Here is a 15,878-nt window from a genome sequence, read left to right as displayed (position 1 = left end):
GCGCACCCGACTCCGCCCCTGCGAACTCGGGGTCAGCCGCCGCGCACCGGCTCGGCGAGAAAGAGCGCCTGCAGGTCGGAGAGGAAATCGAAGCCCCGCGCCGTGGGCCGCATCGCCGCCGCGAGCGCCGGCGCACCGGTCGGCGCATCGGCCGTGGGCACGGGCTCCAGCAGGCCGCGGTCCTGCGCCTGCTGCAGCGCCGACGAGATGCTGGACAGCGGCAACCCGGTGCGTTCGGTGTAGCGCGCAAGCTCGAAGCCTTCACGCAGGCGCAGCGCGTTCATCATGAACTCGAAAGGCAGGTCGCGCCGCGCCACTTCGTGTTCGTTGCTCACGGCACGGCCGGCCAGGGCGTGCTGCATGTACAGCTGCGGCTCGCGCCAGCGCACCTGGCGCAGCACGCGGTGCGGGAAGCTGAGCTTGCCGTGCGCGCCCGCGCCGATGCCGAGGTAATCGCCGAACTGCCAGTAGTTCAGGTTGTGCGCGCAGCGGTGGCCGTTCTTCGCGAAGGCGCTGACCTCGTAACGCTCCAGGCCCACGGCCGCGGTGCGCTCGGTGATGAGGTCGAGCATGTCGCTGGCCAGATCGTCGTCGGGCAGATGCTCGGGCGGACGGTTCGCAAACGCCGTGTTCGGCTCCACCGTCAGGTGGTAGATGCTCAGGTGCGGCGGCGCGTAGCCGAGTGCGGTGTCGAGCTCCTGCGCCAGCTGCGCCAGCGTCTGCCCGGGCAGCGCGTACATCAGGTCGAGGTTGAAGGTCTCGAAGGCCTCGCGCGCCTCTTCCACCGCGGCGCGGGCCATCGCGGCGTCGTGAACGCGGCCGATGCGCTGCAGCGCGGTGTCGTCGAAGCTCTGCACGCCGATGGACAGGCGGGTCACGCCCGCGGCCCGGTAGGCGCGGAAGCGTTCGCGCTCGAAGGTGCCGGGGTTGGCCTCCAGCGTGATCTCGGCGCCGGCCTCCAGCGGCAGGCGCGCACGCAGGCCGGCGATCAGCGTGTCGATGCGCTCGGGCGTGAAGAGGCTGGGCGTGCCGCCGCCAATGAAGACGCTGTGCACACGGCGGCCCCACACCAGCGGCAGCGCGGCTTCCAGGTCGGCCATCAGCGCATCGATGTACCGCTGCTGCAGCGCTTCGTCCAGCACCGCGGCGCCGCTGCTGCCGCGCTGGAGTTCGTGGCTGTTGAAGTCGCAGTAGGGGCACTTCTTCAGGCACCAGGGCAGGTGCACGTACAGCGCCAGCGGCGGCAGAGCGCCCAGACTCAGCGTGCCGGGACGCAGGTAGTGCTGCATGTCGCGCGCGGCGACGACGGGCCCCTCCACCTGCGGCGCGATGGGAATCACAGGCCCCAGGCCTCTTGCAGCAGCGTGCGCAGCTGCCCCACGGCGCGGGCGCGGTGGCTGTGCACGTTTTTCACCTCGGCCGGCAGTTCGGCCACGGTGTGGCCGAGTTCGGGGATGAACATCAGCGGGTCGTAGCCGAAGCCTTGCGAGCCGCGCGGCGCAGCCAGGATCTGCCCCGGCCAGCGCCCCACCGCCACCAGCGGCTGCGGGTCTTGCGCGTGGCGCACGGCCACCAGCGTGCTGACAAAGGCCGCGCGCCGCGCCGTGGGCTCGGCGTAGGGCTGCAAGGCCTGCAGCAGGCGCGTATTGTTGGCCGCGTCCTGCAGCGCGCGGCGAGCCTCGCGGTCGGCGGCGGCGCTGCTTGGCAGTTCACCCGCGTAATGCGAGGAGATCACCCCCGGCGCGCCGCCCAGCGCGTCCACGCACAAGCCGGAATCGTCGGCAATGGCCGCACCGCCGCAGGCCGCAGCCGCATGCCGCGCCTTGGCCAGCGCGTTCTCGATGAAGGTGAGGTGCGGCTCTTCGGCCTCGGCAATGCCCAGCTCGCCCTGGGCCACCAAATCCAGCGGCAGGTCTTGCAGCAGCGCGCGCAACTCCTTCAGCTTCTTGGCGTTGTTCGACGCCAGCACCAGGCGCAGCGGCGCCGCGCCGGCCGCGGCAACAGCGCCGCCCATCAGGCCACCCCGAGCGCCTGGCGCTGCAGCGCGTTGAGTTCGGCGATGCCCTTGGTGGCCAGCGCCAGCAGCTGGTCCATCTCGGCGCGCGAGAAGGGCGCGCCTTCGGCCGTGCCCTGCACTTCGACGAAACCGCCGCTGCCCGTCATCACCACGTTCATGTCGGTGTCGCAGGCCGAGTCTTCGGTGTACTCCAGGTCGAGCAGCGGCACGCCCTGCACCACGCCCACCGAGACGGCCGCGACGAAATCGCGGATGGGGCTGGCCGTGAGCTTGCCTTGGGCCAGCAGCACCGAGATCGCGTCGTGCGCGGCAACAAAAGCGCCGGTGATGGCCGCGGTGCGCGTGCCGCCGTCGGCCTGAAGCACGTCGCAATCGAGGCTTATGGTGCGTTCGCCCAGGGCCTGCAGGTCGAAGACGCTGCGCAGGCTGCGGCCGATCAGGCGCTGGATTTCCTGCGTGCGGCCGCTCTGCTTGCCCTTGGCGGCTTCGCGGTCGCTGCGCGTGTGCGTGGCGCGCGGCAGCATGCCGTACTCGGCCGTGAGCCAGCCCTCGCCGCTGCCGCGCTTGAAGGGCGGCACCTTCTCTTCCACCGAGGCGGTGCACAGCACCTGGGTGTCGCCGAAACACACCAGCACCGAGCCTTCGGCGTGTTTGGTGAAGTGGCGCTGGATGCGCACCGGGCGCAGGCTGTCGGCGGCGCGGCCGGAAGAACGGGAGAAGCTCATGGGGTAGGAAATCGTCGAGTGCGAACCCGACGATTGTGGTCCGTCTGACTGGAGCCCCTCCCGGAGGGGGCTCGGGGGAGCTGAACGGACAGCGCCAGCTATCCAGCGGTCCTCAGCGCTTGCGCGCTGAGGACCGCTGGATAGCTTCGTTGATCTCGCGAATGCTGCGCTCGATCTCGGCCTCGTCCAGGTCGTCGGCGTTCGCATCGGCGCCCAGGCTGGCCTGGATGGTGGAGGCAAAAACCTCATCGCCCAGCGACAGCGTGCTGATGGCGCCCTTGCTGTCCATGTCTTCAGCCGATTCCCACTCGACCGCGAGCACGGTGACGTTGTCGCTCTTCTCGCCGGCCACGCGCAGTGCACGCTCCACCAGTTCCGGCACGGCATCACCGATCTGGTGCTGGGCCAGGATGTCGGTGATCTGGTTGTCTGGCAGGCTGCCCCACAAGCCGTCGCTGCACAGCATCACGCGGTCGCCGGGGTGCACCACCAGCGGGCCCGCGGTATCCACCACCGGCTTGCCCGGGCTGCCGAGACAGGTGAAAAGCACGTTGCGGTTGACGCGGTCGCCCATGGGCACCACATGCGACAGCGTTTCCTGCAACTCCGAATAACTGTGGTCGCGCGTGCGCGCCACCAGCTTGTCACCCCGCACCAAGTACAGGCGCGAATCACCGCAGTGCGCCCAGTAGGCCTGCTTGCCCTGCAGCACGCAGGCCACGATGGTGGTGCGCGGCGTGTCCATCAGCGCGCGCTCGGTGGCGTAGCGCAGCAGCTGGTGGTGGCCGGCGATGATGGCTTCCTGCAGGAAGCGCAGCGGGTCGGCCAGCTTGGGCTTGGCCTCGCGCTGGAACATCGCCGACATGGTTTGCAGAGCCAGCTGGCTGGCCACCTCGCCTTCGGGGTGGCCGCCCATGCCGTCGGCCAGCGCGAACAGCCCGGCATCCCGCGTGTAGCAGTAGCCCATGCGGTCTTCGTTCTTCTCGCGCCCGCCCTTGCGGCTGACCTGGTACACGGAGAACTGCATGCGGCGTCAGGCCTTCTGGCCCGTCTTCAGCGTCTCGATCTGCAGCTTCAGCCGCTCGCCGAAACTCAGCTTGGTGTAGCGGCGCTCGGTCTCGCGCGCCAGCTCCTTCTGCAGGGCGAACACGCTCTGCGGGCGGCTCAGCGGGTCGAGGCTCATGCACCACTCGGTCACCTCGATGAGGTTGTCGGAGTACACGTTGCGCAGGCGGCTCAGGCTGAGCGCCAGGCGGTCTTTCTCGATGCGCTGCGGCGCGTCGTTGGGCGGGTAGCCCTGCATGCAGGCGTAGATGCAGGCGCCGATGGCGTAGATGTCGGTCCAGGGGCCGAGCGTGCCGTCGCGGCGGTACATCTCGGGCGCTGCGAAGCCCGGCGTGTACATCGGGCGGATGAAGTTGCCCTCCTTGCTCAGGACCTCGCGCGCGGCGCCGAAGTCGAGCATCACCGCCTTGTTGTCGTTGGTGACGAAGATGTTGGCCGGCTTGATGTCCAGGTGCAGCATCTTGTGCTGGTGCACGATGCGCAAGCCGCGCAGGATCTCGTCGAACAAGCTGCGGATGGTGCTCTCGCGGAACACCTTGTCGCGCTTGAGATCGCGCGCGGTGACGATGAAGTCCTGCAGGGTGTCGCCCTGCAGGTAGTTCATCACCATGTAGACGGTTTCGTTCTCGCGAAAGAAGTTCAGCACGCTCACCACGCTGGGGTGGCTGATCTGCGCGAGGCTGCGGCCTTCTTCGAAGAAACTCTTCAGGCCCAGGCGGTACAGCGGCTGCTTGTCGGGCTTGACACGCGGCGTCAGCTCGCCGGCGGAGCGCTCGGCCAGGCTGGCCGGCAGGTACTCTTTGATCGCAACGAGCTGCTTGTTGTCGCCTTCGGCCAGGTACACCACGCCAAAGCCGCCAGCAGCCAGTTTCTTGACGATCGTGTAGCCCCCTACCACGGTGCCCGAAGGCAACGGCGCTGGTTTGGGCTTCGACATAATCGGGTGTGACTTTTGAGGCGAAAAGAGTGGCTGTTTATAGCATGACGGGTTACGCCAACGCGGCGGCAAGTGGCGGCGAAACCGGCGAGACGGCCCCGGCCTCCACCGCCGCGGTGACGGTGGAGGCGCGCTCGGTCAACGGCCGCTTCCTCGACCTGTCCCTGCGCCTGCCCGACGAGCTGCGCGGCCTGGAGCCGGCGCTGCGCGAACTGCTCACCGGCGCCTTCCGCCGCGGCAAGATCGAGCTGCGCGTGGCCACCAGCCGCGAGACCGACAGCGCCGTGCCCGCGCCCACCAGCGAACAGCTCAACCGGCTGTCTCACCACCAGGGCAACGTGCAGGGCTGGCTGCCCAGCGCGCGGCCGCTGAGCGTCAACGAGGTGCTGCACTGGTGCAAGGGCGGCAGCACCACGGTCAAGCTCGACGAACCGGCGCTGGACGCCGCCCGCCGCTGCATTCAGGGCCTGCGCGAGGCGCGGGCGCGCGAAGGCGCCCGGCTGGCGGCCATCCTGCTGGAACGCGTGGCCCGCCTGCGCGAACTGGCGGCGCAGGCCGCGCCGCTGCTGCCCCAGGTGGTGCAGCGCCAGCAGGCGCGTTTCCTCGAACGCTGGAACGAGGCCCTGGCCACCGTGCAGGCTGGCGCCGCCATCCCTGCGCAGAGCCTGCACGAACGCGCGATGGCCGAGGCCGCGGCCTTCGCCATCCGCATCGACGTGGCCGAAGAACTGGGACGCCTGGGTTCGCACCTCGACGAGATCGAGCGCCTGCTGAAGACCGGCGGCGAGCTCGGCAAGCGCCTGGAGTTCCTGATCCAGGAACTCCAGCGTGAGGCCAACACCCTGGGCAGCAAGAGCGCGGCGCTGGAACTCACCAACCTGTCGGTGGAGATGAAGGTGGCCATCGAGCAGATGCGCGAGCAGGTGCAGAACGTCGAATAGGCCCGCGGCCGCGGCGCTGAGGGAAAATCCCGCCATGGAAACACCAGGCAACCTCTTCTGCGTCGCGGCGCCCAGCGGCACCGGCAAGTCCAGCCTCGTCAAGGCACTGCTGGAGCTCGATTCGCGGCTCGCCGTCTCCGTCAGCCACACCACGCGCAAGCCGCGCGGGCAGGAGGTGGACGGCCGCGAGTACCACTTCATCACCGAGCCCGAATTCCGCGCGATGGTCGCGCATGGCGACTTCTTCGAGCACGCCGAGGTGCACGGCAACCTCTACGGCACCAGCCGCAAGGCCATCGAAGCGCGCCTGACGGACGGTCAGGACGTGGTGCTGGAAATCGACTGGCAGGGCGCGCTGCAGATCAAGCGCCTGTTCCCGCACGCGGTGCTGATCTTCATCCTGCCGCCGAGCTGGGGGGAACTGATGCAGCGCCTGGACCGCCGCGGCGAAGACACGCCCGAGGTCATCGCCACGCGCATGGCCAACGCGCGCACCGAGGTGGCCCAGGCCCGGCACTTCGACTTTGTTATCATCAACAGCTTGTTCGAGACGGCGTTGTTCGACCTGAAGACGGTCGTTCACTCCCAGCGCCTGAAGTACGCCGCGCAGCAGCGCAACCGCTCGCAGGTTTTCGCTGCGCTGGGCTTGGCCTGAAAACGGGCCGGCCTCACACCTGAAACACCCCCGAAGGCACCCATGGCCCGCATCACTGTCGAAGACTGCCTCGTCAAGATCCCGAACCGCTTCCAGCTCGTCCTGGCTGCCACCTACCGGGCCCGCATGCTGAGCCAGGGCCACGCGCCCAAGATCGAGACCAAGAACAAGCCGGGCGTGACTGCCCTGCGCGAAATCGCCGCCGGCGAAGTGGGTGTCGAGATGCTGCGCAAGGTGCCCGTCTGACGCCCGACTGAAGCCTCGCTTCCCCATGAGGGGCCCCGCCTGACGGCCGGGCCCCTTTTGTTTGGTTCCGCACAAGCCGCAAGAGGATGCGCGGCGCATTGCCCCGGCGCACGGCCGGTGTGCACAAAGCAGGCTAAATTCGGGCCATGAGCCTGCGTTCCCTTGCCGCCGAACTGCTGCCTGCCGCGCTGCAAGGGCTGCAACGCGGCCCGCTGGCGCAAGGCCCGGCCGAACTGTCGGTGGAGGTCACGTCCTACGCCGAGCTCAACGTCAAGCTCAGCTATCTCTCCAAGGCCGAACTGAAGCAGGTGCGCGAGGCCTACAAGTTCGCCGACGCCGCCCACCTGGGCCAGTACCGCGCCAGCGGCCTGCCCTACATCACCCACCCCATCGCGGTGGCCGGCCTGTGCGCCGACTGGAAACTCGATGCGCAGGCCATCATGGCCGCGCTGATGCACGACACCATCGAAGACCAGGGCGTCACCAAGACCGAGCTGATCGAAAAGTTCGGCGCGCCCACGGCAGACCTTGTCGACGGCCTGACCAAGCTCGACAAGCTGCAGTTCAACACGCGCGAGGAAAGCCAGGCCGAGAGCTTCCGCAAGATGCTGCTCGCGATGGCGCGCGACGTGCGCGTCATCCTCATCAAGCTCGCCGACCGCATGCACAACATGCGCACGATGCAGGCCATGGCGCCGAACAAGCGCCAGCGCATCGCGCGCGAGACGCTCGACATCTACGCCCCCATCGCCCACCGCCTGGGCCTGAACCAGACCTACCGCGAACTGCAGGAACTGTGCTTCGAGATGCTGCACCCGTGGCGGCACGGGGCGCTGTCGAAGGCGGTGCAACGGGCGCGCGGCCATCGGCGCGACATCGTCGAGCGCGTGCAGAAGGAAGTGCTGGAAGCCTTCGTCCAGCAGAAGATGAAGGTGCAGGTCAGCGGCCGCGAGAAGACCGTCTCGTCCATCTACGAGAAGATGCGCGAGAAGCACGCCGGCTTCGCGCAGGTCAACGACATCTTCGGCTTCCGCATCGTCGTGCCCACGTTGACGGAGTGCTACATCGCCCTGGGCGTGCTGCACCAGCTCTACAAGCCGGTGCCCGGCCGCTTCAAGGACTACATCGCCATCCCCAAGGCCAACGGCTACCAGAGCCTGCACACCACGCTGGTCAGCCCGCTGGGCACGGCGGTGGAGTTCCAGGTGCGCACCGAGGCCATGCACGCGGTGGCCGAGAAGGGCATCGCAGCGCACTGGATCTACAAGACCAACGACCGCCGCAACGCCACGGCCGACGCCCAGCAGCTCAGTGCGATGTGGCTGCAGAGCCTGCTCGATATCCAGAACGAGACGCGCGACGCGGCCGAGTTCCTGGAGCACGTGAAGATCGACCTGCACCCCGACGCGGTCTACGTCTTCACGCCACGCAGCAAGATCCTGGCGCTGCCACGCGGCGCCACGCCGGTGGATTTCGCCTACGCCATCCACAGTGATGTCGGCCAGCACACGGTGGCTGCCAAGGTCAATGGCGAGCCCGTGGCGCTGCGGACCGAGCTCAAGAGCGGTGACGTGGTGGAGATCATCACCGCGCCCGGCGCCAAGCCCAACCCAGCATGGCTGAGCATGGTGCGCACGGGGCGTGCGCGCAGCAAGATCCGCCACCACCTCAAGAACATGGAGGCCGAGGAGTCGCGGGCCCTGGGCGAGAAGCTGCTGGCCCAGGCCCTGCGCGCCGAGGGCCTGCAGCCGCCCTCGGCCGACCCCACCGACACCGCCGCAGCGGCGCTGTGGCAGCAGCTGGCGCGCTGGGGCGGCAACCGCCACCGCGGCGAATTGCTGGTGGACATCGGCCTGGGCCGCAAGATCGCGATCATCGTGGCCAAGCGCCTGGCGCAGATGATGGGCGAGCGCGGCATCAGGCCCGACGCCGTCACGCTGACCCTGGGCCGCTATGGCCAGGACGACAACGCCTTCACGCAGGGCGAGGTGCTGGTGGACGGCAGCGAAGGCGCTTCCATCCAGTTCGCGCCCTGTTGCCGGCCCATCCCCGGCGACCACATCGTGGGCTACCTGGGCCGCGGAGAAGGCCTGATGGTGCACACCGCCGACTGCCCCACCGCCAAACGCCTGCTCGAGCGCGACAGCGAACGCTGGATGCGCGTCGACTGGGCCGAAGAGATGACGCGCAGCTTCGAGACCCAGCTGCACGTGCTGGTGCAGAACGGCAAGGGTGTGCTGGCGCAGGTGGCTTCGGCCGTGAGCAGTGCCGAGGCCGACATCACCCATCTCGACATGGACCCCACCCCGGCGCAGGAAACCACCGAACTGCGCCTGCTCATCAGCGTGCGCGACCGCGTGCACCTGGCCGACGTGCTGCGCACGATGCGGCGTTCGCCGGTGGTGCTGAAGGTCTCGCGCACGCGCTTGCACTGAGCCCGCAGGCCGCCGGTCAGGGGGCCGGGTAGCGGACCTCCACCACCTCGATCTTCTCCACACCGACAGGCGTGACCAGCGTCACTTCGTCACCCTCTCGCGCCTTGAGCAACGCGCGGGCGATAGGAGCGATCCAGCTCACCTCGCCCTGCAGGCTGTCGGCCTCGTCGATGCCCTTGATGGTGACGGTGCGCTCCTCGCCCGACGCGGTGGCGTAGGTGACGGTGGCACCGAAGAAGACCTGGTCGCTGCCGTGGTGGGCCGAGGGGTCGGCCACCTCGGCGATGTCCAGTCGCTTGGTGAGAAAGCGGATGCGGCGGTCGATCTCGCGCAGGCGCTTCTTGCCGTAGAGGTAGTCGCCGTTTTCGCTGCGGTCGCCGTTTTTGGCGGCCCAGGAGACGGTCTCCACCACCTTGGGCCGCTCTACGTCCAGCAGCGTCATCAGTTCGGTGCGCAGCCGCTGGTAGCCCGCGGGGGTGATGTAGTTGCGCGTGCCCGCCGGCAGCGGCGGCAGGCCCGGGCCGTCTTCCTCGTCGTCCCCCTCGGGCTCCTTGACGAAGGCCTTGTTCAGGGCACGATCTCGACGCGGACCAGCGCCGCACCGAACTCGTCTTCGCAGGGCTGGTTGGGGGTGCACAGCGGCTTGCCGGCCATCACCGGGCCGGTGCCGTCGAAGCTGGCGGCCAGGGCGGCCGCTTCGGCACCGGTCGGGAAGACGCGGATCGAGCCGTCCTTCTTGGGCTTGAGCGCGCTGTGGTCGCGCTGGCGCGGCGACACCATCACCAGCAGGTCGGTCGGGCCGGCCGGGCCGCTGGTCTCCCAGGCGGTTTCACCCGGCAGCGGCAGCTTGAGGATCTGCCCCTTCTTCACCTTCACCGAGCCCGAGGTGAAGCTGGGCACCAGTTGCAGCAGCGACTTGTCGGCGCCGTGCACGAAAAGGTAGAGGTAGCCGTCGCGCTCGGCCTGCACCGTCATGGTGAGGTCGTCGCGGCCGATGCGGTAGCTGGTCTTGTTGGTGAGCAGGCGCACGCCGAAGCCCGGTGTCTGCGCCTTCACGACACGGTCGAACTCGGCCGCGGGTTCGAAGCCGGTCGGCTGCGCGGGCACAGCCACGGCGGGCGGTGCCGCAGCCGGTGCTGGCGCAGGCGCTGCAGCCACCACGGCCGAAGCCGGCGCAGGGGCTGGCGCGGGCACCGCCGTCTGGTCCACCGGCGCCGGCCGGGGCTTGGGGGCCAGCGCGAAGTACAGCCCCACCGCGATGGCCACCACGGCGCCTGCGCCGACGCCGATCATCGCGCCCTTGCCTTTGGCTGGCGGGGTCTGGTCCGCCACGGCGGCCGACGGCGCGGCGGCAGCAGGCCGCGCCGGCGGGGCGGGCATCGAGGTCTGCGGCGCGGGCGCCCCACGGGCGGTGGGTGCATAGGCCTGGGTGGCTTCGGCAGGAAAGCGCGCAGGCATTTCGGTGCCGGGGGGCAGCGGCTGCGTCGCGTAATGCGACTCGACGGGCACGCTGTCACCCAGGCCGATGTCCTGGCGCAGTTCGCCGATGCTCTGCGTGCGGTGCTCGGGCCGCACGGCCAGCGCGCGGTCGATGGCGCCGAGGAAACGCTCGCTGAAACGGCCGGCGGCGCTTTCCACCAGCGGCTGGTAGGTGTCGTTGAGGATGCGGCCCACGCTGGGGGGCGGCGTGCGGCCGACGATGGCGAAATACAGCACCGCGGCCAGCGCGTAGACATCGGTCCACGGGCCTTGCTTCATGCCCGGGATCTCGGCGTACTGTTCCACCGGCGCGTAGCCCGGCTTCAGGATCACCGTCAGCGCCTGCGTCTGCTCGCTGATGACGCGCCGCGCCGCGCCGAAGTCGAGCAGCAGCCAGCGGCCCTTCTCAGGCAGGAACATCACGTTGTCGGGTGCGATGTCGCGGTGGTAGACCTGCTCGGCGTGGATGACGAGCAGCGCTTCCGTGATCTGGCTCAGCACCCCGCGCAACCAGGGCTCGTCGATGGGCTGGCCGCCGCGCTTCATGTCGCGCAGAACGTCCTTCAGCGTGGTGCCCTTGAGCAGCGGCATCACCATGTAGGCGGTGCCGTTGGCCTCCCAGAAACGGTAGACCTTCACCAGCGACGGGTGGTCAAAGCTGGCGAGCATCTTCGCTTCCTTCACGAAGCTCTCGCGGCCGGCCTCGAAGGTTTCGCGGTAGCGCTCGCTCTTGACCTGCACCTGCGTGCCGCCGCCCACGCGCTGCGCCAGCGACGAAGGCATGTACTCCTTCAGTGCCACCTCGCGCTCCAGCGAGGTGTCGAAGGCCTTGTAGACGACCCCGAAGCCGCCCTCGCCGATCAGTTCGGTGAGGCGGAACTCGGCCAGCATCGTGCCCACCGGCAGGTGTCCGCCATCGGCCGGCGGTGGCGCCACCATCTGTGTCGCCTCCGACGGGGGCGCGGCGCCCCCGGCATTGCCGGCCGACCACTGCGTGGGCTGGAAGCCCGTGGGCGGCGTTGCGCCGGGCGGCCGGATGACGGTGCGGTCGTCGTCGGAAGCGTCGGGGGTCATGTCCGGGTGGGGCTGTGCGGTATGCGGAAGCTCAGATTGTCGCAGCCGGGCCGAAGAGATGCGTCATGGCCGCAGCACCGGGCAGGCCGCGCGAGACCCACAGCCGGGGTGCCTGCTCGTCGGGCCGGGCGTGCCACCAGGCCAGGCCACGGGCCCCTTCGGCCCAGGCCGCCTGCGCCTGCGCGCCAATGTGCAGCGCGGCATCGGCGGGGCCGGCCCCGACCGGCGCCACCAGCGCGCCAGCCACGGTCGGCATCACTGCGGCCTCCGCCGACGGCGGGCTCAGGGCCGGCAGCGCCATGCGGGCCAGTTCGTCCTCCAAGCGGTCGGCGGTCCAGTCTTCGAAGAGCGCATCGCGGGCCAGTTCGTCCAGGCGCGAGAGCCAAGCCCACAGCCCCTGCATTTCTTGGGTGTGGGCCGGTCCGGCGCCCAGCGGCAGCACCAGCGTGAGCGGGAAGTAGCGGCCCACGCGGTCGACCGAGGGCATCAGCACCCCGGCCCAGCCCTGCCGGCCAGCCTCTCCTGGCAGCACCCCGGGCATCAACAGGAAGCGCCAGCTCGGCGAGCCCAGGTAGTCTTGCAGCCAGCCCTCGGGCCGCTGCTCGCGCAACGCGAGCAGGCCGCTGGCGAGCCAGCCGTCCCAGGGTTCGATGAAGCTGCTACCGAGCCGGCGCGAGGCGAAATCCCCCAGCGAAGGCAGCTTGCCATGCCAGCCCGGCGGCTGGCCGGCGGAGGTCGCGCTCGGCGTGGCAGGCGGGTGGGTGGCCGGGTTCGGCATAAGGAGCGCTGGCTCAGAGCGCCGCCGGGCAGCGGAACTGCTTAATCTCGCGCAGCTGGAAGGGGTTGAAGACGCTGGCCGCGATGACCTCCAGCCGCGCCCGTTTGCCGTCGAGGTTCATGATCACGCTGAACTTCTCGGGCACCGCGCCAGGCTCGATCTGGAAGCGCTCGAACAGGCGGAACAAGGCCCACGAGCCATCGGTCTGCACCAGCGGGCCGGCGTTGCCCAGGCCCGTGCTCATCTTGATCACCGAGGCCAGACGCGGGCTGGGCCAGGCGATGCTGATCGAAGGTGAGGTGGTGGTGAGCTTCTGCACCTGGCCATCGATGTCGAAGCTGAGCTCCTTCAGCGAAGGCTCCAGCTCCGACAGGCGCATCTCGATGCGGATGGCCGGCGTCTTGCCGCCGCTGCGGAAGAACACCTCGCGGATGCGCTGCGCACGCTGGAACTCGGCCAGCGCCGCCGGCGACACCGGCTTGGTGCCATCGGCCAGCGGGCGGTAGGTCCAGGTCGGCGTGCTGGTGTCGACGATGGTGGCCAGGCGTGCCTTGAAGAACTCGTCGAAGAGCCCGCCCTGGCCGAAGAGCTGGCCGAAGTCTTCCGGCAGCACATCGGCCTTGCTGCCGCTGGCAAACGGGTAGCGGTTGGTGATGCTGCGGTTGCAGATCTCGGCGATGGGCTGCAACTCGGCGGTGAGGCCCTCGCGCTCGGCGCCGCGGCTCTGGCCGGCGGTGGCATCGGCCAACTGCTCGACGAGCCCGCGCACGAACTCGGGCTGTCCGGCAGCGGCCACCTTCACCTTCTCGGCACCGCCAGGCGGCGGCGGGGGCGTCTTGCTCTTCTTGGCGGCGTCCACAGCGGCCAACTGCGCGTAAAGCTCGCCGAAGAGTTTGAGCGTGTCGTTGATCGGCGGCGGGTCGCCCGTCACGAGGCGGTGGTAACCGGCGAAGTGGTCGTCGACCATGCGCTCCAGCGGCCCGCCCGCGCCGCCGGCGGCAGGCGCTGCGCCGGCCAGGCGCGCAGCATCGGCCTTGGCCTGGTTGGCGGCCTTCTCCAGGGCGTTCGGCGCCGCGGCGGCCTGCACCAGGCGCGTCTGCTCGGTGATGCCGCGCAGGTAGGCGGCCAGCGGTGAATCGACCGCCGACAAGATGCGCGAGACAGCCAGCGCACGCTCGGGGTCGTTCAGCTTCACCAGCTTGACGTCGGCCAGGTAGGCGTCCCAGGTCTTGATGTAGTCCTCGAAGTAAAGGCGCTTGACCTTGTCGGTGATGGCATCACCGAGCGTGGCGTCGCGCAGGCGCGCCGGGTCGACCCGCAGGCCCAGCACCCAGCCCTCTTCCTGCGCCAGGCGCGGCGTGGCTTCCTTGATGGCCGGCAGCACCAGACGACGGTAGGCGTCTTTGGTGTACAGGCCGCTGATGCCCTTGCTCAAGGGCTCGGCGCTGGTGCGTTGGAAGACTTGCGCTGCGTTCGGGCCGGCGGCTGCGGCGACGCTGAAATCGTTCGCGCTGCCGGGCTTGTACTGGCGCTTGACGCGGCTGTAGACGCGGTACTCCAGCGGGTAGGCCGCCAGCATCTCGCGCACGCTGGCCACGAGGTTGGCGTCTTGCGCGATCGCCGCACGCGGCGGGCCCAGGGCCAGCAGCGCCGCGAGATGCGCATCAAGCTGCGCACGCTCTTCCGGGGCCATGCGGCCATAGTTGGCGTCCCAGTCAACGCCGATCCAGGCCTGCAGCGCCTCGGCGTCGAAGCGCTCGGGCTGGTGCAGCATCAGGTAGCTCTTCAGCGCCTCGTACGCGGCCTCCAGGTTGTCCTTGTTGGCAGCACGCAGGCGCTCTTCCAGACGGCCGGCCACGCGCGGCATCAGCGCCTTCTGCAGCACGCGGTGGTAAGCGATCTGGGCGCCGGCCTGGAGCTTGTCGCCCTGGTAAAGGCCCAGGCCGTGCAGCAGCGGCGGGTTGTCGAGGTCGACACCTTCGACCTTCGCGGCATCGCGCAAGGCGCTCAGCGGCGTGACCAGCGGCGCCACGTCGGCGCTGGTGGCCGGCGGCAAGGATTCGACGCCCTGCCGCAGCTGCGGCAGGCGCTCGGCCACCTGGGCGGCGTGGTCGAGGTTGTGCGCACGGCTGACGGCCCAGCCCACGGCCACGATGACGCTGAAGACAGCCAAGCTCGCCATCACGCCCAGGCGCAGCGCGTGGCGCCGGCGTTCCGCCACCGGGTTCAACGCCCCCAGGCCGCGCTCGGCGAACACCAGGTCCTTCAGCAGGCGGTGCAGGAAGAAGCTCTTGCCGCGCCCCGGCGCCACCGCCGCGTTGCGGCCGCCCATGCCGAAGGAAGAAGCCAGCGCGCCCATCACGCGGTCGATCGGCGAGCCTTCCTGCGTGCCGCTGGTGAAGTAGACGCCGCGCACGCGGGGCGCGGTCTCCACGGCACCGCCGCCCGAGAACACCTGGCGCAGGAAGTCGGCCAGCACGCCCTGCAGCGCCGCGAACTCCTGCGGGAAGGCAAAGATCGCGCTCTTCTTGAGCACGTCGCGCTCGGCTTCCAGGCGGTCGACCAGTTGCGCCACCAGGCGCTGCTGCAATTGCTGGTACAGCGCCGGGAACTGCGCCATCGGGTCTTCACCCGCCGGCAGGTCGTGCGGGAAGGTGAAGCCCCAGACCTGGTCGCGCTCGTCCTTGGCCAGGGCCTCGAAGCTCTCGTTGAAGCCGCCGATGAGGTCGGCCTTGGTGACCAGCACGTACACCGGCGCGCGCACGCCCAGCTTGGTCTGCAGTTCGTTCAGGCGCGCGCGCAGCTTGGCGGCGTGCTCCTTGCGCTCAGGCGCGCCTTGCTGCAGCAGGTCTTGGATGTTGACGGTGAGCAGCACGCCGTTGATGGGCTGGCGCGGGCGGGTCTTCTTCAGCAGCGCGAGGAAGTTGTCCCAGGCACTCGCGTCGACGTCCTTGTCGCTTTCCTGCGTGGCGTAGCGGCCGGCGGTGTCGATGAGCACCGCATCCTGCGTGAACCACCACTCGCAGTTGCGCGTGCCGCCCACGCCCTGCACCGAGCCCTTGCCGTCCTTGCTGTCACCCAGCAGGAACTGCAGCCCGGCGTTCATCAGCGCCGTGGTCTTGCCCGAGCCCGGCGCGCCGACGAACACGTACCAGGGCAGTTCGTACAGGTACTGCCCGCCGCCGAAGGCGCCCTTGCCCTTGGCCGCCTTCAGGCGCTGCACGGCCTCGTTGAAGCGGGTGGCGAGCACCTGCGCTTCCTTGTCGCTGGCCGAGGGACCGGCGCCAAGACCTTGCAGCAGCGCGGCGTTGGTCTTGCGGCGCTGGTGCGCCTTCCAGGCCATCACACCGCCCCAGGTGCCCCAGATCAACACCAGCACCAGCAGCCGCAGCCACAGCGTGCCGAGGGGTCGCGTCTCGCCCAGCGGGATGAGCGGGAAGACGAACCAGACGATGGCCGACAGGGCCAGCAGGCCGAGGATGCCCAGCACCAGCGGGCTGAATACCTTGCGCAGGAAGTTCTTCAT

13 protein-coding genes are annotated in these 15,878 nt (G+C 69.5%); 4 read left to right on the top strand and 9 right to left on the bottom strand.

Annotated elements, in window-relative coordinates:
* Window positions 1–32: 32 nt before the first annotated feature.
* The 5 genes from hemW to EOE66_RS12565 form a co-directional block, all read right to left on the bottom strand.
* Entirely contained in the window at window positions 33–1,340 is a 1,308-nt protein-coding gene (hemW, locus tag EOE66_RS12585; RefSeq protein WP_375137477.1) for a radical SAM family heme chaperone HemW, read from the bottom strand.
* Window positions 1,337–1,978 carry an RdgB/HAM1 family non-canonical purine NTP pyrophosphatase gene (gene rdgB, locus EOE66_RS12580; RefSeq protein WP_128229701.1) on the bottom strand — a complete coding sequence of 214 codons (642 nt, stop codon included), beginning with the start codon at window positions 1,976–1,978 and terminating at the stop codon, window positions 1,337–1,339. Before rdgB ends, hemW begins: the two co-directional genes overlap by 4 nt.
* 35 nt (window positions 1,979–2,013) lie before the next feature.
* Entirely contained in the window at window positions 2,014–2,742 is a 729-nt protein-coding gene (gene rph, locus EOE66_RS12575) for a ribonuclease PH (protein WP_128229059.1), read from the bottom strand.
* A gap of 112 nt (window positions 2,743–2,854) precedes the next feature.
* Window positions 2,855–3,769 carry a PP2C family protein-serine/threonine phosphatase gene (locus EOE66_RS12570; protein WP_128229058.1) on the bottom strand — a complete coding sequence of 305 codons (915 nt, stop codon included), beginning with the start codon at window positions 3,767–3,769 and terminating at the stop codon, window positions 2,855–2,857.
* Between the two features lie 6 nt (window positions 3,770–3,775).
* Window positions 3,776–4,744, bottom strand: a complete 969-nt coding sequence (locus EOE66_RS12565; protein ID WP_054140413.1) for a serine/threonine protein kinase — start codon at window positions 4,742–4,744, stop codon at window positions 3,776–3,778.
* A 44-nt stretch (window positions 4,745–4,788) separates the two neighbouring features.
* Between EOE66_RS12565 and EOE66_RS12560 the strand changes: the two genes are divergently transcribed.
* The 4 genes from EOE66_RS12560 (at window position 4,789) to EOE66_RS12545 (ending at window position 9,021) form a co-directional block, all read left to right on the top strand.
* Window positions 4,789–5,685, top strand: coding sequence for a YicC/YloC family endoribonuclease (locus EOE66_RS12560; RefSeq protein WP_205702694.1), 897 nt, complete (start codon window positions 4,789–4,791; stop codon window positions 5,683–5,685).
* Window positions 5,686–5,719: 34 nt separating this feature from the next.
* Entirely contained in the window at window positions 5,720–6,340 is a 621-nt protein-coding gene (gene gmk / locus EOE66_RS12555) for a guanylate kinase (protein ID WP_128229056.1), read from the top strand.
* Between the two features lie 42 nt (window positions 6,341–6,382).
* Window positions 6,383–6,586 (top strand): DNA-directed RNA polymerase subunit omega, encoded by a 204-nt coding sequence (rpoZ, locus tag EOE66_RS12550; protein WP_054140416.1) that lies wholly within the window; start codon window positions 6,383–6,385, stop codon window positions 6,584–6,586.
* Between the two features lie 146 nt (window positions 6,587–6,732).
* Window positions 6,733–9,021: a RelA/SpoT family protein gene (locus tag EOE66_RS12545; protein WP_128229055.1), complete on the top strand. Its 2,289-nt coding sequence runs from the start codon at window positions 6,733–6,735 to the stop codon at window positions 9,019–9,021.
* Between the two features lie 16 nt (window positions 9,022–9,037).
* Here the strand turns inward: EOE66_RS12545 and greB are convergent, their stop codons facing one another.
* Genes greB through tssM form a run of 4 tightly spaced genes read right to left on the bottom strand, consistent with a single transcriptional unit; the run spans window position 9,038 to window position 15,878 of the window.
* Complete coding sequence (gene greB, locus EOE66_RS12540; RefSeq protein WP_128229700.1) at window positions 9,038–9,592, bottom strand: transcription elongation factor GreB; 555 nt, start codon at window positions 9,590–9,592, stop codon at window positions 9,038–9,040.
* Window positions 9,589–11,574, bottom strand: a complete 1,986-nt coding sequence (locus EOE66_RS12535; RefSeq protein WP_128229054.1) for a serine/threonine-protein kinase — start codon at window positions 11,572–11,574, stop codon at window positions 9,589–9,591. The genes greB and EOE66_RS12535 overlap by 4 nt, the downstream gene beginning before the upstream one ends.
* Window positions 11,575–11,605: 31 nt before the next feature.
* Window positions 11,606–12,352: a type VI secretion system-associated protein TagF gene (gene tagF / locus EOE66_RS12530; RefSeq protein ID WP_128229053.1), complete on the bottom strand. Its 747-nt coding sequence runs from the start codon at window positions 12,350–12,352 to the stop codon at window positions 11,606–11,608.
* Window positions 12,353–12,365: 13 nt separating this feature from the next.
* Window positions 12,366–15,878: a type VI secretion system membrane subunit TssM gene (gene tssM / locus EOE66_RS12525; protein WP_128229052.1), complete on the bottom strand. Its 3,513-nt coding sequence runs from the start codon at window positions 15,876–15,878 to the stop codon at window positions 12,366–12,368.

This window comes from Rubrivivax rivuli (assembly GCF_004016505.1).
GTDB lineage: Bacteria > Pseudomonadota > Gammaproteobacteria > Burkholderiales > Burkholderiaceae_C > Rubrivivax > Rubrivivax rivuli.
This window is presented reverse-complemented; position numbering and strand designations above follow the sequence as displayed.

Coding starts and splice junctions, on each gene's coding strand:
- rph (WP_128229059.1), bottom strand. CDS start 2,742: ATGAGCTTCTCCCGTTCTTCCGGCCGCGCCGCCGACAGCCTGCGCCCG.
- EOE66_RS12570 (WP_128229058.1), bottom strand. CDS start 3,769: ATGCAGTTCTCCGTGTACCAGGTCAGCCGCAAGGGCGGGCGCGAGAAG.
- EOE66_RS12565 (WP_054140413.1), bottom strand. CDS start 4,744: ATGTCGAAGCCCAAACCAGCGCCGTTGCCTTCGGGCACCGTGGTAGGG.
- EOE66_RS12560 (WP_205702694.1), top strand. CDS start 4,789: ATGACGGGTTACGCCAACGCGGCGGCAAGTGGCGGCGAAACCGGCGAG.
- gmk (WP_128229056.1), top strand. CDS start 5,720: ATGGAAACACCAGGCAACCTCTTCTGCGTCGCGGCGCCCAGCGGCACC.
- rpoZ (WP_054140416.1), top strand. CDS start 6,383: ATGGCCCGCATCACTGTCGAAGACTGCCTCGTCAAGATCCCGAACCGC.
- EOE66_RS12545 (WP_128229055.1), top strand. CDS start 6,733: ATGAGCCTGCGTTCCCTTGCCGCCGAACTGCTGCCTGCCGCGCTGCAA.
- EOE66_RS12535 (WP_128229054.1), bottom strand. CDS start 11,574: ATGACCCCCGACGCTTCCGACGACGACCGCACCGTCATCCGGCCGCCC.
- tagF (WP_128229053.1), bottom strand. CDS start 12,352: ATGCCGAACCCGGCCACCCACCCGCCTGCCACGCCGAGCGCGACCTCC.
- tssM (WP_128229052.1), bottom strand. CDS start 15,878: ATGAAGAACTTCCTGCGCAAGGTATTCAGCCCGCTGGTGCTGGGCATC.